At 66.6% G+C, this 18,236-nt stretch carries 24 protein-coding genes; 4 read left to right on the top strand and 20 right to left on the bottom strand.

Features of this window, described 5'->3' with window-relative positions; translation table 11 throughout:
* Window position 1 precedes the first annotated feature (1 nt).
* Both ACLM5J_RS12785 and ACLM5J_RS12780 read right to left on the bottom strand, forming a co-directional pair.
* Window positions 2-2,116: an FAD-dependent oxidoreductase gene (locus tag ACLM5J_RS12785; protein ID WP_413656801.1), complete on the bottom strand. Its 2,115-nt coding sequence runs from the start codon at window positions 2,114-2,116 to the stop codon at window positions 2-4.
* Between the two features lie 77 nt (window positions 2,117-2,193).
* Complete coding sequence (locus ACLM5J_RS12780) at window positions 2,194-3,351, bottom strand: lipase family protein (RefSeq protein WP_413656800.1); 1,158 nt, start codon at window positions 3,349-3,351, stop codon at window positions 2,194-2,196.
* An 82-nt stretch (window positions 3,352-3,433) separates the two neighbouring features.
* Between ACLM5J_RS12780 and dapD the strand changes: the two genes are divergently transcribed.
* The 4 genes from dapD to ACLM5J_RS12760 all read left to right on the top strand — a co-directional run bounded on the left by dapD (window position 3,434) and on the right by ACLM5J_RS12760 (window position 8,741).
* Window positions 3,434-4,372 (top strand): 2,3,4,5-tetrahydropyridine-2,6-dicarboxylate N-succinyltransferase, encoded by a 939-nt coding sequence (gene dapD / locus ACLM5J_RS12775; RefSeq protein WP_413656799.1) that lies wholly within the window; start codon window positions 3,434-3,436, stop codon window positions 4,370-4,372.
* Window positions 4,373-4,421: 49 nt separating this feature from the next.
* Window positions 4,422-5,342 carry a hypothetical protein gene (locus ACLM5J_RS12770; RefSeq protein WP_413656798.1) on the top strand — a complete coding sequence of 307 codons (921 nt, stop codon included), beginning with the start codon at window positions 4,422-4,424 and terminating at the stop codon, window positions 5,340-5,342.
* 218 nt (window positions 5,343-5,560) lie between these two features.
* Window positions 5,561-7,507, top strand: a complete 1,947-nt coding sequence (locus ACLM5J_RS12765; protein WP_413656797.1) for a beta-propeller fold lactonase family protein — start codon at window positions 5,561-5,563, stop codon at window positions 7,505-7,507.
* 88 nt (window positions 7,508-7,595) lie between these two features.
* Window positions 7,596-8,741 carry a hypothetical protein gene (locus tag ACLM5J_RS12760; RefSeq protein WP_413656796.1) on the top strand — a complete coding sequence of 382 codons (1,146 nt, stop codon included), beginning with the start codon at window positions 7,596-7,598 and terminating at the stop codon, window positions 8,739-8,741.
* Between the two features lie 94 nt (window positions 8,742-8,835).
* Here ACLM5J_RS12760 and map read toward each other — a convergent pair whose 3' ends face one another.
* From map to rplV, 18 genes are all read right to left on the bottom strand, one after another.
* Complete coding sequence (gene map, locus ACLM5J_RS12755; RefSeq protein WP_413656899.1) at window positions 8,836-9,606, bottom strand: type I methionyl aminopeptidase; 771 nt, start codon at window positions 9,604-9,606, stop codon at window positions 8,836-8,838.
* A gap of 53 nt (window positions 9,607-9,659) precedes the next feature.
* Window positions 9,660-10,232, bottom strand: a complete 573-nt coding sequence (locus ACLM5J_RS12750; RefSeq protein WP_413656795.1) for an adenylate kinase — start codon at window positions 10,230-10,232, stop codon at window positions 9,660-9,662.
* On the bottom strand, window positions 10,232-11,536 hold the full coding sequence (secY, locus tag ACLM5J_RS12745; RefSeq protein ID WP_413656793.1) for a preprotein translocase subunit SecY: 1,305 nt from the start codon (window positions 11,534-11,536) through the stop codon (window positions 10,232-10,234). The genes ACLM5J_RS12750 and secY overlap by 1 nt, the downstream gene beginning before the upstream one ends.
* Before the next feature lie 177 nt (window positions 11,537-11,713).
* Window positions 11,714-12,154, bottom strand: coding sequence for a 50S ribosomal protein L15 (gene rplO / locus ACLM5J_RS12740; RefSeq protein ID WP_413656791.1), 441 nt, complete (start codon window positions 12,152-12,154; stop codon window positions 11,714-11,716).
* A gap of 1 nt (window position 12,155) precedes the next feature.
* Window positions 12,156-12,347 (bottom strand): 50S ribosomal protein L30, encoded by a 192-nt coding sequence (rpmD, locus tag ACLM5J_RS12735; RefSeq protein ID WP_413656789.1) that lies wholly within the window; start codon window positions 12,345-12,347, stop codon window positions 12,156-12,158.
* Entirely contained in the window at window positions 12,347-12,955 is a 609-nt protein-coding gene (gene rpsE / locus ACLM5J_RS12730) for a 30S ribosomal protein S5 (protein ID WP_413656788.1), read from the bottom strand. Before rpsE ends, rpmD begins: the two co-directional genes overlap by 1 nt.
* 37 nt (window positions 12,956-12,992) lie before the next feature.
* Window positions 12,993-13,376 carry a 50S ribosomal protein L18 gene (gene rplR / locus ACLM5J_RS12725; RefSeq protein ID WP_413656786.1) on the bottom strand — a complete coding sequence of 128 codons (384 nt, stop codon included), beginning with the start codon at window positions 13,374-13,376 and terminating at the stop codon, window positions 12,993-12,995.
* 2 nt (window positions 13,377-13,378) lie between these two features.
* Complete coding sequence (gene rplF / locus ACLM5J_RS12720; RefSeq protein ID WP_413656785.1) at window positions 13,379-13,921, bottom strand: 50S ribosomal protein L6; 543 nt, start codon at window positions 13,919-13,921, stop codon at window positions 13,379-13,381.
* A gap of 32 nt (window positions 13,922-13,953) precedes the next feature.
* Window positions 13,954-14,373 (bottom strand): 30S ribosomal protein S8, encoded by a 420-nt coding sequence (gene rpsH, locus ACLM5J_RS12715; RefSeq protein ID WP_413656784.1) that lies wholly within the window; start codon window positions 14,371-14,373, stop codon window positions 13,954-13,956.
* An 83-nt stretch (window positions 14,374-14,456) separates the two neighbouring features.
* Window positions 14,457-14,642, bottom strand: coding sequence for a type Z 30S ribosomal protein S14 (locus ACLM5J_RS12710; RefSeq protein ID WP_011757321.1), 186 nt, complete (start codon window positions 14,640-14,642; stop codon window positions 14,457-14,459).
* 1 nt (window position 14,643) lies between these two features.
* Window positions 14,644-15,207, bottom strand: a complete 564-nt coding sequence (gene rplE / locus ACLM5J_RS12705) for a 50S ribosomal protein L5 (RefSeq protein WP_413656783.1) — start codon at window positions 15,205-15,207, stop codon at window positions 14,644-14,646.
* A gap of 1 nt (window position 15,208) precedes the next feature.
* Window positions 15,209-15,568 carry a 50S ribosomal protein L24 gene (gene rplX, locus ACLM5J_RS12700; RefSeq protein ID WP_413656782.1) on the bottom strand — a complete coding sequence of 120 codons (360 nt, stop codon included), beginning with the start codon at window positions 15,566-15,568 and terminating at the stop codon, window positions 15,209-15,211.
* Window positions 15,568-15,936: a 50S ribosomal protein L14 gene (rplN, locus tag ACLM5J_RS12695; protein ID WP_413656781.1), complete on the bottom strand. Its 369-nt coding sequence runs from the start codon at window positions 15,934-15,936 to the stop codon at window positions 15,568-15,570. Before rplN ends, rplX begins: the two co-directional genes overlap by 1 nt.
* 97 nt (window positions 15,937-16,033) lie before the next feature.
* On the bottom strand, window positions 16,034-16,309 hold the full coding sequence (rpsQ, locus tag ACLM5J_RS12690) for a 30S ribosomal protein S17 (protein ID WP_413656780.1): 276 nt from the start codon (window positions 16,307-16,309) through the stop codon (window positions 16,034-16,036).
* Entirely contained in the window at window positions 16,306-16,554 is a 249-nt protein-coding gene (rpmC, locus tag ACLM5J_RS12685; protein ID WP_413656779.1) for a 50S ribosomal protein L29, read from the bottom strand. Before rpmC ends, rpsQ begins: the two co-directional genes overlap by 4 nt.
* Window positions 16,554-16,973, bottom strand: coding sequence for a 50S ribosomal protein L16 (rplP, locus tag ACLM5J_RS12680; RefSeq protein WP_413656778.1), 420 nt, complete (start codon window positions 16,971-16,973; stop codon window positions 16,554-16,556). The genes rpmC and rplP overlap by 1 nt, the downstream gene beginning before the upstream one ends.
* 5 nt (window positions 16,974-16,978) lie before the next feature.
* Window positions 16,979-17,809 carry a 30S ribosomal protein S3 gene (gene rpsC / locus ACLM5J_RS12675; protein ID WP_413656777.1) on the bottom strand — a complete coding sequence of 277 codons (831 nt, stop codon included), beginning with the start codon at window positions 17,807-17,809 and terminating at the stop codon, window positions 16,979-16,981.
* The gene (gene rplV / locus ACLM5J_RS12670; protein ID WP_413656776.1) at window positions 17,809-18,225 is read right to left on the bottom strand and encodes a 50S ribosomal protein L22; all 417 of its coding nucleotides are present in this window, start codon (window positions 18,223-18,225) and stop codon (window positions 17,809-17,811) included. Before rplV ends, rpsC begins: the two co-directional genes overlap by 1 nt.
* Window positions 18,226-18,236 lie beyond the last annotated feature (11 nt).

Below are 18,236 nucleotides of genomic sequence, written 5' to 3'. Positions count from 1 at the left end.
GTCAGAAGGTGGTGGCGAACTTCCACGCCGAGTGCATCGCGTTCTCGATGTACCCGACCGTGCCGGCGTCGCCGATGATGTCGAACGGCAGGTTCGTGCCGGCCAGCTCCTCGGCCAACGGTGCCGCGGCGTAGGTACCGGCCGCGAAGATCACCATGCTGGCCTCGACCTGGTGCGTCTTCTCCCCCACGGTGAACTCGACGAACTCCTCGGTGATCCGGGACGGCGTCGCGTGCCGGTGGATCGTCACACCCAGCTCGCCGGCGTGCCGGACCGCGGTCCAACGCCGCGGCATCGCCATCGGCAGGCCCAGCTGCTGCCCCTCCTCGAGCAGCGTCACCTTGCGGCCACGCTCGGCCAGCCACTCGGCAAGTTCCAGACCCACCAACGAGCCACCGATCACCACGACCTGCTTGCCCATCGGCAGGAAGGTGTGGGTGATCCGACGGATCGCCTCCGGGCTCTTGGTGATCCCGGACAGCTTGCCCAGCTTGCCCATCGACCGCATGAAGATCGAACCCTCGGCCGCGTCGGCGCTGCCGAGCAGGAGGTTCCGCATGGAGTCACCGGTGTGGACGTGCGGCAGCTCGCCACCCGGCACGTCGGGACGCGGCCGCTTGGCGCCGGTGGCGATCACCACGTGGTCGGGTGCCAGCGCCTGCAACGACGCCGCCGTCGCCTCGGTGTTGAGTCGGACCTCGATGCCCAGCCGGGCGATCTCGGCCTTGAGCCACTTCAGCAGTCGCTCGTTGTCCGGGGTGGTCAGCGTGGAGAACCACAGGGTGCCGCCGAGCCGGTCGCCCTTGTCCAGCACGGTCACCTTGTGCCCACGCAGGGTGAGCACGCGAGCGGCCTCCAGGCCGGCGGGACCGGCACCGACGACGACCACGCGCTTGGCGTTGGCGGTCCGGATGAACGGCACCAACGTCTCGTTGCCGAGTGCGGGGTTGACCGCACAGAGCGGGGTGTCGTCCCAGAAGTTCTCCTGGACGCAGACGTAGCAGTTGATGCAGGGCCGCACCTCGGTGGCGTGGCCGGCAGCCAGCTTGTTCACCAGATCCGGGTCCGCCAACAGCTGGCGACCCATCGCCACGAAGTCCGCCTTGCCCTCGGCGATCGCCTGCTCACCGATCTCCGGCAGCACCCGTCCGACCGCGATCACCGGCACGGTGACGTGCTTCTTCACCTCGGCCGCGAGGTCGAGGTAGGCGCCGACCTTGTTCGGCAGCGGGCCGTCGGTGAAGTTGGAGAACGGGTTGCGGCCCCAGGCGGTCACGTGGATCGCGTCGGCGCCGGCCTGCTCGAACATCGCTGCCGCGGCACACGCCTCGGCGTTGGTGAGCCCGCCCTCCTGGCCGAACTCCTCACCGGCCACCCGGACGATGACGGCCATCTTCTCGCCGACCGCAGCCTTGACGGCGGCGATCACTTCGCAGGCCAGGCGGGCCCGGTTCTCCAACGAACCGCCGTAGGAGTCGGTGCGACGGTTGTCGCGCTGGTTCAAGAAGCCGCCCAGCACGTAGCCGTGAGCACAGTGGATCTCGATCGCGTCGACGCCGGCCTTCATGCAGCGCACCGCGGCGTCGACCCAAGAATCGATCAGCCAGGCGATGTCGTCGGCCGTCGCCTCGTGGTACATGCTCGGCTTGCCCTGGGTGACCGCGCCCATCTTCATGAGCTCTTGCTTGGTGTTGTCGGCCAAGGCGCCCATGTCGTAGTTGTAGTCCGGCTCGGACGGGACCAGCATCGGCCGGTCCTGGACGATGTCGACCCGAGCCACCTTGCCGTGGTGCGTGCTCTGCACGCAGAGCTTGCTGCCCGCCGCGTGGACGGCGTCCGCCAGCTCCTTGAGCCCGGGGATGAACCGGTCGTCGGAGAGACCCGGTTCTTTGAGGCTGGTCGCCCCCACCGGGAACGCGATCGCGGAGGCGCCGGTGATGATCATCCCGGTCCCGCCCGCTGCACGCGTCGCGTAGTGCTCGATCTCCGTCTGGTGAATCTCGCCATCGACGCAGGCATTCATATCCATGGCCGGCAGGACCACCCGATTGTTCAGGGTGATCGGACCGATCCGGCCGGGTGCGAGCAGATGCGAGAAGTTCTTCGTACGGGCCACCTTGTCAGGCTAGTTCGCACCGGGCACTCTCGGCGGTCGCCCACCGCTCACCGGGAATATCCGGTGATCCGGCTCACTCAGCAGGTCGGCGTCAACGGTTTGCCGGCGAGACGCCCCTTGATCCACGCGACGATCTCGGCGTCCGAGGTGTAGGCGATACCGAGGTGGTCGAGAGCCGGGTGCTCACGTAGATCGATCTTCTGTCCTTCAGCACACCGCTGCGCCACCCAGGCCTTCTGCTGCGCCATCGGCACGACCTGGTCCATCCCGCCCTGGCTGATCAGCACCGGCGCCTTGATCCGCCCGGTCGGCGAGTTGATCCGCAGCAGACGTCCCATCGGGGTGCCGGGAGCGGTGTCCGGAAAGACCGGCAGCTGCAGCGCCGCCTCGTCGGCACCGACCGGGTCGAACCCGCAGAGCGCACCGATCCGGTTCACCAACGGGCGCTTCGCGGGGTCCACCTCGGCCCAGACTCCGCTGCCCGGATAGACCTTGCGCCACGAGGCCAACACGTAGGCGTGCAACCGGGTGATCCCCGGAGTGGTCACGTTGGCGGCCATCATTGCGGCGAGATCGGTTGGCGGAGCGACCGCGGCGACGCCGACGATCGGCAACTCCGGGGCGTACCGGGCCGCTTCGACGCCGGCCCACAACGCGGCGTGACCGCCCTGCGACTGCCCCCAGACGAAGTTCTCCTCCCCCAGCTCGAGGTCCGGCATCTTCCGGGCCGCGCGCAAGGCGTCGAGTAGATCGTGCGCAGCCTCCTTGCCGACCAGGTAGCCGTGATCACCCGCCGAGCCGAGCCCGGAGTAGTCGGGGGCCACCACCACCCACCCCTGGTCCAGCGCGCTCTGCACCGCGCCGCCGTCGGTGGGCATCGGCGTCCCGCGCTCGGAGGGTGCGCAACGGCGAGCGATCCCGGTGGTGCCGTGGGCGTAGGCCACCAACGGCGCGCCCGCCTTGACCTTGCGGGGGACCGAGACCAACGCGGTCGCCGTCCGGACCTTCTCGGAGCGATCACTGGTGAGGTAACGGATCTTCCAGATCTCAGCGTTGCCGACGTGGACCTCCGACCAGGGCTGCATGCTGACCAGATCCCCGGCGCGGACTGCGGCGAACTGCCGTTCGCTCGCCTTGTCGTCGCGCAGCACGATCCAGGCGATCAGCCCGATCGCGACGGCCATCACCGTCACCACGCTGATCGCCAGTATCTGTCCGCGGCGCCTACGCTTCACCCGGACATCATGGCCGATGGGGCCGCCTCGCACAGTGAACTTGGTACGTCCGGTGTGGAGCGCTTGCGTAGCATTGCGCAGCGTGACTGCTACTAAGACCGCCGCCCACGGCTGGGGCCTGGCCACCCTGACCGCTGACGACACCGTGCTCGACGTCTGGTTCCCGAGCCCCGCGCTCGGCACTGCTCCCGACGGCGACGCCCCCGCCGAGTTGACCGCCCTCGAGGGCACCGACGACCTGCGTGGCGTGCGCCGTGTGCTGCGTCAGGTGACCATCGACGACATCGCCGCCGCGCCGGTGTCGGCCGACGACGCCTGGCTGCGCCTGCACCTGCTCTCGGCCCGCCTGGTGGTGCCACACGGCGTCAACCTGGACGGCGTCTTCGGCCTGCTCACCAACGTCGTGTGGACCTCCGCCGGCCCATGCGCCGTCGAGGGCTTCGAGCTGACCCGTGCTCGCCTGCGCGCGGCCGGTCAGCACGTCAGCGTCTACGGCGTGGACAAGTTCCCGCGGATGGTCGACTACGTCGTCCCCTCCGGCGTCCGGATCGCCGACGCCGACCGGGTCCGCCTGGGCGCGCACCTGGCCAGCGGCACCACCGTCATGCACGAGGGCTTCGTCAATTTCAACGCCGGCACCCTGGGTGCCTCGATGGTCGAAGGCCGGATCTCCGGCGGCGTCGTCGTCGGCGACGGCTCCGACATCGGCGGCGGCGCCTCGATCATGGGCACCCTGTCGGGAGGCGGTAAGCAGGTCATCTCGATCGGTGAGCGCTGCCTGCTGGGCGCCAACTCGGGCCTCGGTATCTCGCTCGGCGACGACTGTGTGGTCGAGGCCGGCGCCTACATCACCGCCGGCACCAAGGTCACCCTCGCCGACGGCTCCGTGGTCAAGGCGCTGGAGCTCTCCGGCGCGAGCAACGTGCTCTTCCGCCGCAACTCGGTGACCGGCACCGTCGAAGCCGTGGCCTGGAAGGGCGAGGGCATCGCCCTCAACGCCGCCCTGCACGCCAACGACTGACATGCGTCTACGTGGTCCGGTCATCGGGGGCCTGGCCGCACTTGGCCTCGTGGCTGGTGTCTTCGTCGCTGTGGACCGAGGGTTCGGGCCTTTCCCCGACCCCGAGGTCTGCACGGCGAAGGTCAACGGTCACGAGGTCGAACTCAGCTTGGAACAGGCCGAGAACGCGGCACTGATCTCGGCCATCGCGGTCCGCCGCGGGTTGCCCGCGCGCGCTGCCAGCATCGCCCTGGCCACCGCGTACCAGGAGTCGAAGATCGAGAACATCGAGCACGGTGACCGTGACTCACTCGGCCTCTTCCAGCAGCGCCCCTCCCAGGGCTGGGGCACCGAGGAGCAGATCCTCGATCCGTACTACTCCACCAACGCCTTCTACGACGCACTGGTCAGGGTGGACGGCTACGAGAAGATGCGGATCACCGAGGCCGCGCAGAAGGTACAACGCTCCGCCTTCCCCGAGGCGTACGAGGACCATGCCGAGGACGGCCGCGCACTGGCCTCCGCCCTGACCGGCCAGTCCCAGGGCGGCGCCTTCACCTGCTCGGAGACCGGCACGCCGGCGAAGGGGTCCGACGAGTTGAACGCGGCCGGACTGACCGATCGGGCGGCCGATGTCCGCGCGGACCTCGCTGCCGCCTACGGCGAACTCTCGCTCGGCGGCTTCTCCCCGCAAGGGATCGAGTCCGGCCACATGGAGGGCTCCGCCCACTACGCCGGCCGCGCCCTGGACATCTTCGTCCGTCCGATCAACAAGGCGAACAAGACCCGCGGCTGGTCGATCGCCTACTACCTGGTCGCCCAGGCAGACCGCCTCGACATCGCCACGGTGATCTTCGACGGCAAGATCTGGACCGCCCGGCGCTCCGACGACGGGTGGCGCGACTACCAGCCCGACACCTCCGGCCGAACCGCCGAGCAGGCCGCCATCCTTGAGCACCGCGACCACGTCCACGTCGACGTCTTCCCCTAAAGGCAGGCACCCCTCCCCCGCCCCCATCCCCAGATAGTCCCTGACGAAAAGCCCCTCGACACGCCGTGTCGAGGGGCTTTTCGTTCGGCAGCGGCGACTCCGAGGCGCGAACCGGCGACCAGCGGATCGACCGGGTTCTGAGATTTGTTTGGCTTGCCTTCTGAACATATGACTATAGTTAGGCTTGCCTAATTAACCCCCGAGAAGGACACGCACCCATGACTCAGCACATGCGCCGCCGCACAGCGGGCCTGGTCGCTGCCCTCGGCCTCGTCGCCGCCGGCACTGCGACCGTGACCGCAGCCCAGGCCGAGGAGCCCACCCCGGCCGCAGCCGATCCCCTCGCGGACCTCGGCTTCAGCGTCACCACCAAGGCGAGCATCGCCGGCCAGTACCAGATCGCCGAGTCGCAGGACACGGGCGATCTGTTCGTCACCTCCGCACAGGGACGGCCCCCGATCACCGTGGCCACCCTGGCGAAGATCGACCCGGTGACCCTCGAGGTCAAGCAGAAGGCCACGCTGCCCAAGCTCAAGCACGGTACGGACGGCCTACAGCACAAGTGGCTGAGCACCCATGGCATCTACGTGGACGACACCAACGACAACGTGTGGGTCACCAACACCCGCGACAACCAGGTCAGCGTCTTCGACCGCGAGTCGCTGGAGTACAAGGCCGGCACCTACGACTTCGCGGGCCCGCAGACCCAGGTCGCGATCAACCATCCGCGCGAGGTCGTCATCGACGAGGTTCGCAACCTCGCCTATGTGTCCGCCGCCAACCGCGGCGCCGCCTCCGAGGCGTCGGTCACCGTCTACAGCACCAACGTCACGCAGGGTCAGGTGATCGCCCCCATCGCGGAGATCGCGATCCCGAACCGCGAGAACTACCCGGTCGCCGGCGAGAGCACCTACGCCGTGACCATGGGCCTGGACATCGACGAGGCCACCGGCCGCGTCTACACCAACGACTTCCGCACCGATGAGTACTACGTCATCGACCCGACGTCGAACTACGCCCTCACCCGCCACGCGATCCCGAACGCCGGCATCCCGACCGACGCCGTCGGATCGCTGCAGCCGTCCAGCATCGCGATCGACCCGGGCAGCAACGAGCTCTACACCGTCAACCAGACGCAGGGCACCGACAAGACCAGCCTCCAGGTCTTCGACCTGACCACCCACGCCCTCAAGTGGTCGGTGGAGACCGGCCCCCGAGCACTGGCAGTGGACGTCGACCGCGAGCGTGACCTGGTCTACGTGGCGGACTTCGCCAACGGCTCCGTGACCGTCGTGGACGCCCGTCAGCAGGAGATCATCGAGACCATCCAGCCCGCGGGCATCACCAAGTCGGCCAACCACCTGATCGTGGCCGGCGGCTCCGCCTACATGGTCGACAAGGCCGGCGCCACCACCGGCGACGTCGACTACGCGCTCAACCTCGACACGGGCGTGGCCGAGACCCGCTCCACCACGATCGACTCGATCACCAAGATCACCCCGGCCGCCGAAGCCTCCGTGACCGGTACCGCCGTCGTCGGCGGCAAGGTCACCATCAAGGGTGAAGGCTGGTTCTCCAAGAACGGCCGGGCCGGCTCGCGGATCGGCGTCAAGATCGACGACAACACTTTCCTGCGCTCGCAGCCGCTCGCCGAGAACCCGACCGTCTGGGCGATCCTCCAAGCGGACGCCGACGGCACCTTCACCGCAACCCTGCAGCTGCCCGACGGCACCACCACCGGCGCGAACGGCACCACCCCCGCCTTCACCGCTGGCGACCACACCCTGCGCCTGCTCAGCGGCGGCCTGCTGCTGCCGGCCGGCAGCGACACCGGCCGGTCCATCCAGATCCCACTGACCGTGGGCGAGAAGCCGGTCGTGACCCCGCCGGCCGCCAAGCCGATCAAGAACACCAAGAAGCCCGCCATCACCGGCAAGGCCAAGGTCGGCAAGGTCCTCAAGACCACCAAGGGCACCTGGAACACCACCGTCACGGTGAAGTACCAGTGGCTGCGCAACGGCAAGACGATCAAGGGCGCCACCAAGGCCAAGTCCAAGGCCACCAAGAAGGACGCCAAGAAGAAGATCACCGTGAAGGTCACCGCCACCAAGTCCGGCTGGAAGACCGCCACCGCGACCGCCAAGGCCGTGAAGATCAAGAAGTGATGCAGACGGCCACCGTCTGAACCACCGAGGGGTGGCTGCTCGCCGGGCGAGCAGCCACCCCTCACCCCGTTCACCGAAAGAAGCTGACATGACCCATCGCCCTCGCCTCCGTGCGCTCGCCGCTCCGCTCGTCGGCGCCCTGGCGCTCACCGGCCTGCAGTTCCAGACCGCACCGTCCGCCGTCGCAGCCAACTGCGGCAGCGAGACCCTGACCACCAGTGCCGGTGCCGTCGCGCCCGGCGACACCCTGCTGATCTCCGGCAGCGGGTTCTGCCCCGGGCAGCGCCTTGCGGTGAAGATGGACTTCGACGCCTACGGCCAACTCGGTGCCGACCCCGACGAGGAGATCGCCGAAGCCACCCGCGGCCGGATCGAGGTGGGCGCCGACGGCTCGTTCTCCGACGAGCCCCTGGTGATCCCCCGCTACCAGAGCGACGGCAAGGTCACCGAGGCCGGAACCCACCGCGTGCACGTGCTGGACAACGACCCGGTCACCACCCAGTTCACGCTCTTCCAGACCACCGCGTCCTATGCCGCCAGCGCCGACGTCAGCGCCGCCACCGCGCCCGGCGGCACGGTGACCGTCAGTGGGACGGGCTGGCTCGACCGCTCGTCAACCGCGTCGTCCCAGGTCGGCGTCGTCCTCGAACGTGCGGACCAGGTCACGATCGACGCAGCGCAGCGCCTGCCCGCCTTCCAGCCACACCCGAACGCCAAGATCTGGGCGCTGGTCCCCGCCGCCGCCTTCACCGCACCCGGAGAGTTCAGCAGTGTCATCACTCTGCCGGACGGCACGACGACCGGCAGCACGGGCTCGACGGTGACATTCGGCGGGCACGACTACCGGATCCGACTCTGGTCCGGTGCCCAACTGGGCAACGGCAGCGACATCACACGCAACGTGTCACTGAGCGAGGCCGCATTCTCGGTGAGCGCCCCGCCGGCCGTCAGCCCGCCGGGGGCCAAGCCGATCAAGAACACCAAGAAGCCCGCCATCACCGGCAAGGCCAAGGTCGGCAAGGTCCTCAAGACCACCAAGGGCACCTGGAACACCACCGTCACGGTGAAGTACCAGTGGCTGCGCAACGGCAAGACGATCAAGGGCGCCACCAAGGCCAAGTCCAAGGCCACCAAGAAGGACGCCAAGAAGAAGATCACCGTGAAGGTCACCGCCACCAAGTCCGGCTGGAAGACCGCCACCGCGACCGCCAAGGCCGTGAAGATCAGGCGCTAGCCTCCGCCGCCGACCATCGGCACCGGCGGGAACAACGAGAGAGTCCCCCGACACCCACGGTGTCGGGGGACTCTCTCGTTGTGGACTGTCGGTGTCAGCGTCCGCCGAACGGGACGCCGAGTTCACCCAGGCGCTGCTCGCCGCCGTCGAGGGCGGTGAGGATCCAAGCGCCGTCCGGGGTGAGCGTGAACGAGTGCTCGTAGTGGGCTGCCCAACTGCCGTCGTCGGTGACGATCGTCCAGTCGTCCTCCAACATCTCGGTGTGCTTCGAGCCGAGTGTGACCATCGGCTCGACGGCGAGCGCCAGGCCGCGGACCAACTTCGGGCCACGCCCCGGCTTACCGAAGTTCGGTACGTCCGGTGGCTGGTGCATCGCGGAACCGATGCCGTGCCCGGTGAAGTCCTCGAGGATGCCGTAGTCGCCCTGCGAGCGGACGTAGCTCTCGATCGCGTGCGAGATGTCGCTGACCTTGCCACCGAGACGGGCTGCGGCGAAGCCACGCCACATCGACTCCTCTGTGACCCGCATCAGCTCGGTCACCTCGGCCGGTACCTCGCCCACGGCCACGGTGATCGCTGCGTCGCCGTGCCAGCCCTCGACGATGGCGCCACAGTCGATGGAGATGATGTCGCCCTCGGCAAGCACCCGGGCACCCGGGACGCCGTGGACGACCTCGTCGTTGACCGAAGCACAGATCGAGCCAGGGAACGGCGGGTGGCCGTAACCCTTGAACGACGGAATGCCACCGCCGGACCGAATACGGTCCTCAGCGATGGCATCCAGTTCGGCCGTGCTGATCCCGGCCCGCACCGAGGTGCGGAGAAGCTCCAGGGTCTCCCCCACCAACAGACCGGCCTGACGCATCAGGCCGATCTGCTCCGGGGTCTTCAGTTCGATCCGGCGGTTGAACACAGTGCTCAGAGTGCCGGCTGCTCGAGAGCGTCGAAGATGCGGTGGGTGACCGCGTCGATCTCGCCCATGCCGTCGACCTCGATCAACAGGCCACGCTCGCGGTAGACCGTGAGCAGCGGCTCGGTCTGCTCGGCGTAGACCTCCTGACGCCGACGAATGACTTCCTCGGTGTCGTCGGCGCGGCCTTCTACCGCGGCACGCTGGAGCAGTCGGGCCACCAGCTCGTCGAGCTGCGCCGTCAGCGCGACCACAGCGTTGAGCTGCTGGCCGGCGTCACCGAGCATCGAGTCGAGTTCGCCGACCTGAGCCAGGGTGCGCGGGTAGCCGTCGAGCAGGAAGCCCGGCTCGGCGTCCGGGAGCGCGATCCGGTCACGCACCATGGCGTTGGTGACCTCGTCCGGAACGTACTCGCCGGCGTCCATGTAGCGCTGAGCTTCGAGGCCGAGCGGGGTCTTGCCCGCTACGTTCGCCCGGAAGATGTCGCCCGTGGAGATGGCAGGGATCTTGAAATGGGTGGCGATGACCTTTGCCTGGGTGCCTTTTCCGGCGCCCGGGGGGCCCATCAGGATGAGACGCATCAGCGTAGGAATCCTTCGTAGTTGCGCTGCTGAAGCTGGCTTTCGATCTGCTTCACCGTGTCCAGGGCGACACCCACCATGATCAGGATGGAGGTTCCGCCGAACGGGAAGTTCTGGTTGGCGTTGATCACCGCGAACGCGATCAACGGCACCAATGCGATCAGACCGAGGTAGAGAGCACCCGGGAAGGTGATCCGGGATAGAACATAGGACAGGTAGTCCTCGGTCGGCTTACCGGCCCGGATCCCGGGGATGAAGCCGCCGTACTTCTTCATGTTGTCAGCCACCTCGTGGGTGTCGAAGGTGATCGACACGTAGAAGTAGGTGAAGAAGACGATGAGCGAGAAGAAGATCGCCATGTAGAGCGGGTGGCTGCCGTCGACCAGGTACTTGTTCATCCAGCTGATCCAGGACGGCGGGTTCTCGTTGGCCTGGTTGAACTGGACGGCCATCGCCGGCAGGTACATCAAGGACGACGCGAAGATGACCGGGATGATGCCGGCCTGGTTGACCTTGAGCGGGATGTAGGTCGAGTTGCCACCGAACATCTTGCGGCCGACCATCCGTCGTGCGTACTGCACGGGGATCCGGCGCTGAGCCTGCTCGATGAAGATGACACCTGCGACCAGGATCAGACCGATCACCATCACGATGGCGAAGGTCAACCAACCCTCGCCGCGCTGGACCGCCCAGAGCGAGCCCGGGAAGGTCGCGACGACCTGGGTGAAGATCAGGATCGACATACCGTTGCCGATACCGCGATCGGTGATCAGCTCGCCGAACCACATGATCACAGCGGTACCAGCGGTCATGGTGATCACCATGACCAGGAACAGGCTGATCGAGTCGGTGTCGTGGAGCAGCGGCAGCTCACAGCCCTGGAGCAGCTGACCGGAGCGGGCGAGTGCCACGATGCCGGTCGCCTGCAACACGGCGAGCGCCAGCGTCAGGTAGCGGGTGTACTGCGTGATCTTGGCCTGACCGGACTGGCCTTCCTTCTTCAGCGCTTCGAGCCGCGGGATCACCACGACGAGCAGCTGAAGGATGATCGACGCGGTGATGTAGGGCATGATGCCCAGCGCGAAGACCGAGAGCTGGAGCAGCGCTCCACCCGAGAACAGGTTGATCAGGTTGTAGACGCTGTTGTCGTTCACCCCGTCGATACACGTCTGCACGTTGGCCGTGTGGACGCCGGGGGTCGGGAACTGGGATCCGAACCGGAAGATCACGATGATCCCCAGGACGAACAGCAACTTGCGTCGCAGATCCGGCGTCCGGAAAGCGTTAGCAAACGCGCTCAGCACGTGATCCTCTTTCTCAAGCTCGCGGACCTCGTCACCAGCGTGGGCTGGGCGAGGCGTCGGGGAAGCCTAACAGGCGGCCGAATGGCCTGCGGCAGGGACGGCGCAGGGCGCGCCCGACACACGTAATCCGTGTGTCTGACGCGCCCCACAACTCGTAAACCCGGTTTGACCGTGAGGTCAGAGCACCGTGATGGTGCCGCCGGCAGCCTCGATCTTCTCCTTGGCCGAACCGGAGAACGCCTGAGCGCTCACCTGAACGGCAACCGAGATGTCGCCCTGGCCGAGAACCTTGACCGGCTGACCGGAGCGCACAGCGCCCTTCTCAACCAGGTTCTCCACCGTGATGGCGCCGCCCTCGGGGAACAGCGAGGAGATCTTGTCCAGGTTCACGACCTGGAACTCGACCTTGAACGGGTTCTTGAAGCCCTTGAGCTTCGGCAGCCGCATGTGCAGCGGCATCTGGCCACCCTCGAAGGCAGCCGAGACCTGGTACCGGGCCTTGGTGCCCTTGGTACCACGGCCCGCGGTCTTACCCTTCGAGCCTTCACCACGACCGACGCGGGTCTTGGCGGTCTTGGCACCGGGTGCCGGACGCAGGTGGTGCAACTTGAGAGTCATGTCAGTTGTCTCCCTCGATGACCTCGACCGCCACCAGGTGGCGAACGGTGTGGACCATGCCGCGGATCTCCGGGCGGTCCTCCTTGACGACCACGTCACCGATCCGCTTGAGACCCAGGGTGCGAAGCGTCTCGCGCTGGTTCTCCTTGCAGCCGATGCCGCTCTTCTTCTGCTCGACCTTCAGGCGTGCCATCAGTTCGACACCTCCGCACGGGCCTTGAGCAGCGCTGCCGGGGCAACCGCCTCCACGGGAAGACCGCGACGGGCTGCCACTGCTTCGGGCTCCTCCAGCATCTTCAGCGCCTCAACAGTGGCGTGAACGATGTTGATCTGGTTCGACGAACCGAGCGACTTGCTCAGGATGTCGTGGATACCCGCGGCTTCGAGCACTGCACGCACCGGGCCACCGGCGATAACACCGGTACCAGGAGCGGCCGGACGCAGCATGACCACGCCGGCAGCCTTCTCACCCTGAACCGGGTGCGGGATGGTGCCCTGGACGCGGGGAACCTTGAAGAATGCCTTCTTCGCTTCCTCGACACCCTTGGCAATGGCCGCGGGAACTTCCTTGGCCTTTCCGTAACCGACGCCGACGAGACCATCGCCGTCACCGACAACCACGAGGGCGGTGAAGCTGAAGCGACGACCACCCTTCACGACCTTGGCAACGCGGTTGATCGTGACGACACGCTCGATGTACGCGGTCTTGTCAGCACCCTGGTTGCGGTTGTCGCGGCCTCCGCGACGGTCGCCTCCCTGGCGCTCGCCACCGGCGCGCTGTCCGCGCTGGGCTCCGCTCATGAGAACTTCCTCTTCTCTCTCTTGCTCGTCTTCGCGATCAGAACGTCAGGCCGCCCTCGCGGGCGCCATCTGCCAGGGCCGCAACGCGACCGTGATACTTGTTACCGGCACGGTCGAAAACGACCTCCGAGACGCCAGCGTCCTTGGCCCGAGCGGCGACGAGTTCGCCGACGCGCTTGGCCTTGGCGCTCTTGTCAGCGCCCAGGTCGCGCAGCTCGGCCTCCATGGTGGAGGCAGAGGCCAGGGTCTTGCCGACGAGGTCGTCGACAACCTGAACGCTGATGTGGCGAGCAGAGCGGGTGACCACCAGGCGCGGACGCTCGGCGGTGCCGCTGATCTTCTTGCGACCACGGACCTGACGACGCAGACGCGACTTGGTGCGCGCAGCGGTGTGCTTGTTGTTGGACAACGAGATAGCCATGGTCACTTACCTGCCTTTCCGACCTTGCGGCGGATCTGCTCGCCCGCGTAGCGGACGCCCTTGCCCTTGTACGGCTCGGGCTTGCGGAGCTTCCGGATGTTGGCTGCGACCTCGCCCACGACCTGCTTGTCGATGCCGACCACACCAAGCTTGGTGGGGCCTTCAACGGTGAAGGTGATGCCCTCGGGCGCCTTCACGAAGATCGGGTGGGAGTAGCCCAGCTGGAACTCCAGCTCGGTCGGGCCCTTCGAGAGAACGCGGTAACCAACGCCGACGATCTCGAGCTTCTTCTCATAGCCCTCGGTCACACCCACGACCATGTTGTTGATCAGGGTGCGGGTGAGGCCGTGCAGCGAGCGAGCTTCACGCTCGTCGTTGGGGCGCTTCACCTCGAGGGAGCCGTCTTCGCCACGCTCGACGACGATCGGCGAAGCCACGTTGTGCGACAGGGTGCCCTTGGGGCCCTTGACGGTCACGAGGCTGTCAGCGATCTGGACGTCGACACCCGACGGGACCGCGATGGGGAGCTTGCCAATGCGCGACATGCTTCTCTTCCTTTCTGGTCTCGTAGAGCGGGTTACCAGACGTAGGCGAGGACTTCGCCGCCCACGCCCTTCTGGTTCGCCTGACGGTCGGTAAGCAGGCCCTGGCTGGTCGAGATGATCGCGACACCCAGTCCGCCAAGCACCTTCGGGAGACCCGTGTGCTTCGCGTAGACCCGAAGGCCCGGCTTGCTGATGCGGCGCACGCCAGCGATGGAACGCTCGCGGTTACGCCCGTACTTGAGGGTGATGGTCAGCGTCTTGCCAACAGCCGGCTCGCCGGCGTCGGTGACGTTGTCCTTCACGTCGAAGGAGGTGATGTAACCCTCCTGCTGCAGGATCTCGGCAACCCCCGCCTTCAGCTTGCTGTAAGGCATGGCAACCGAGTCGTGGAACGCCTGGTTGGCGTTGCGCAGACGCGTAAGCATGTCTGCGATCGGGTCAGTCATCGTCATGGCCGGATGGCCCTTTCCCACCGTGGTTTCGTGCCCTACTCCTGGGCACGACCTTCAGCGATCGTTGTGATTGAGTTCTGGGTTCACCAGGAGGACTTGGTCACGCCGGGCAGCTCGCCACGGTGTGCCATCTCGCGCAGGCAAATACGGCACAGGCCGAACTTGCGGTAGACGGCCTTGGGCCGGCCACAGCGCTGGCAGCGGGTGTAACCACGAACCGCGAACTTCGGCTTACGCGCGGCCTTGACCTTCAGTGCGGTCTTCGCCATGTCAGTTGCCTTCCTTGAACGGGAAGCCCAGCTGCTTCAGCAGCGCACGACCCTCGTCATCGTTGGTGGCGGTGGTGACGACAGTGATGTCCATACCACGCGACCGGTCGATCCGGTCCTGGTCGATCTCGTGGAACATGACCTGCTCGGTGAGACCGAAGGTGTAGTTGCCACGGCCGTCGAACTGGTTGCCGTTGAGGCCGCGGAAGTCGCGGATACGGGGCAGGGCCAGGGACAGCAGGCGGTCCAGGAACTCCCACATGCGGTCGCCGCGCATGGTGACGTGCGCGCCGATCGGCATGCCCTCACGCAGCTTGAACTGCGCGATGGACTTGCGGGCCTTGGTGACCTGGGGCTTCTGACCGGTGATAGCGGTCAGATCCTTGATCGCGCCTTCGATCAGCTTCGAGTCGCGGGCAGCCTCGCCCACACCCATGTTCACGACGACCTTGACCAGGCCGGGAACCTGCATGACGTTGGCAATCTCGAACTCGGACTTGAGTGCCGGGAGGATCTCCTCGCGGTACCGGGTCTTGAGCCGCGGGATGCTGGTGGTGTCGCTCATCTCAGATCTCCTTGCCCGTCTTGCGCGAAACGCGAACGCTGCGCTGGGCGGTGTACTCGGTGCCGTCGGGACGACGCTTGGTCACCTCGTCACGGCGGAAGCCGACGCGGGTGACGCCGTCACCCTCGACGAGCATCACGTTGGACACGTGGATCGGAGCCTCGGTGGTGATGATGCCGCCAGTGTTGCCACTGCCGGTGTTCACGACCTTCTCGTGCTTCTTGATCCGGTTGACACCCTCGACGATCACGCGCTGCTCCTCACGGAGAACGGAGATCACCTTGCCTTCGGCGCCCTTGTCCTTGCCTGCGATCACCTTGACGGTGTCGCCCTTCTTGATGTTGATCGACTGCTTAGCCATCACAGCACCTCCGGGGCGAGCGAGATGATCTTCATGAACTTCTTCTCGCGCAGCTCGCGGCCCACCGGGCCGAAGATACGGGTGCCTCGCGGCTCGCCGTCGTTCTTAAGGATCACGGCTGCGTTCTCGTCGAACGAGATGTAGGAACCGTCCGGACGACGACGCTCCTTCTTCGTGCGCACCACAACGGCCTTGACGACGTCACCCTTCTTGACGTTGCCACCCGGGATCGCGTCCTTGACGGTGGCAACGATGATGTCGCCGATACCGGCGTAGCGCCGACCCGAGCCACCGAGAACACGGATGCAAAGGATTTCCTTTGCACCGGTGTTGTCGGCGACCTTGAGTCGCGACTCCTGCTGGATCATCGAATTTCTCCTGGTTGTCGAGCCGGTTCTCGGCGCATCGCTGCGCCGAGCCTTGCCGAACTAGTTGTTTGAAGTCGGTGGCCGAGACGGCCGGGGATCACTTGGCCTTTTCGAGGATCTCGACGACGCGCCAGCGCTTCGTGGCCGACAGCGGGCGGGTCTCCATGATCAGGACCCGGTCGCCGACGCCGCACTCGTTCTGCTCGTCGTGCGCCTTCAGCTTGCTGCTGCGGCGCAGAACCTTGCCGTAGAGCGCGTGCTTCACGCGGTCCTCGACCGTCACGACAACGGTCTTGTCCATCTTGTCGCTGACGACCAGGCCCTCGCGGACCTTGCGGGCGTTGCGCGCCTCAACCGTGTTGTTCTCGCTCATGCGTCCGTGTCCTTCTCGCTGGCGTCCGGGTTGGTGCGGATGCCGAGCTTGCGCTCGTTGACCACCGTGTAGATCCGGGCGATGTCCTTCTTGACCGTACGCAGGCGGCCGTTGTTCTCCAGCTGGCCGGTGGCCGACTGGAAACGGAGGTTGAAGAGCTCCGCCTTAGCTTCGGTCAGCTTGGCTTCGAGGTCGCCGTTGCTGAGCTGGTCGAGCTCGTGAGCCGAGTTGGTCTTGCTGCTCATCAGAATTCACCTGCCTCGCGAGTGACGAAGCGGCACTTCATCGGGAGCTTGTGCATCGCGCGACGCATGGCCTCGCGGGCCACGTCCTCGCTGACGCCGGACAATTCGAACATCACGCGGCCGGGCTTCACGTTGGCAACCCACCACTCCGGGGAACCCTTACCGGAACCCATGCGGGTCTCGGCCGGCTTCTTGGTGAGGGGACGGTCCGGGTAGATGTTGATCCAGACCTTTCCGCCACGCTTGATGTGACGGGTCATCGCGATACGCGCCGCTTCGATCTGGCGGTTCGTCACGTAGTGACCCTCAACGGCCTGAATGCCGAAGTCGCCGAAGGCGAGGCTGGTGCCGCCCTTGGCAACGCCACGCCGCTTGGGGTGGTGCTGCTTCCGGTGCTTGACACGACGGGGCATCAACATGGAGCTCAGCCCTCCTGTGCGGTGCTCGGGGCCGCCTCAGCGGCCGGGGTGTCAGCGGCCTGGGCCGGAGCCTCAGCCTGGGCGTCGCGGTTGCCACGAGCCGGACGGTCGCCGCGGTTGCCGCGGGCCGGACGCTCGTTGCGACCGCCACGGCCACCACGACCGGGCGCACCGGCACGGGCCGCAGCCTGCGCCTCACGCTCGGCACGGGTACCCGCAACCTCGCCCTTGTAGATCCACACCTTGACGCCGATACGGCCGAAGGTGGTGCGGGCCTCGTAGAAGCCGTAGTCGATCTCCGCACGCAGCGTGTGCAGCGGAACGCGACCCTCGCGGTAGAACTCGGTACGCGACATCTCCGCGCCGTTCAGACGACCCGAGCACTGGATCCGGATGCCCTTGGCACCGGAACGCATCGAGGTCTGGATGGCCTTGCGCATCGCGCGGCGGAACTGGACGCGGCCCGAGAGCTGCTCGGCAACACCCTGAGCAACCAGCTGAGCGTCGATCTCGGGGTTCTTGACCTCGAGGATGTTCAGCTGAACCTGCTTGCCGGTGAGCTTCTCCAGCTCGGTACGGATCCGGTCGGCCTCGGCGCCGCGGCGGCCGATCACGATGCCCGGGCGGGCGGTGTGAATGTCGACGCGGACACGGTCACGGGTCCGCTCGATCTCGACCTTGGCGATGCCCGCGCGCTCCATGCCCTTCGACAGGAGCTTGCGGATGGCGACGTCCTCGCCGACGTATGCCTTGTACAGCTTGTCGGCGTACCAACGGCTCTTGTGGTCGGTCGAGATGCCGAGGCGGAAGCCGTTCGGGTTGATCTTCTGGCCCATCAGGCACCCTTTCCATTTGCAACGTCGGCCGGCTGGACGACCAGCGTGATGTGGCTGGTGCGCTTGTTGATCCGGGTAGCCCGGCCCTGCGCACGCGGACGCCACCGCTTCATCGTCGGACCTTCGTCGACCGTGGCCTTGCTGACGACGAGGTCGCCGGCGGCCAGGCCTTCGGTGGTGGTTGCGTTGGCGATTGCCGACTCCAACACCTTGTAGACAGTTTCCGCGGCGGCCTGCGGTGCAAACTGCAGCAGGGCCAGGGCTTCGTCGACCGGAAGGCCGCGGACCATGTCAACGACACGGCGCGCCTTCATCGGGGTGATTCGCACGAAGCGGGCGCTCGCGAAGGCTCCCGGCTGGTCGCCGAGCAGCGACTCGCGGCGGGCGCTCACGCGCTGACGCTCAGTAACGCTCATTGCTCGTTATC

It is taken from the genome of Nocardioides sp. Bht2 (genome assembly GCF_047308515.1).
In the GTDB taxonomy this organism is placed as follows: Bacteria; Actinomycetota; Actinomycetes; order Propionibacteriales; family Nocardioidaceae; genus Nocardioides.
Note: the sequence above shows the minus strand (reverse complement) of the source record. Positions and strands in the feature narration are given on the sequence as shown.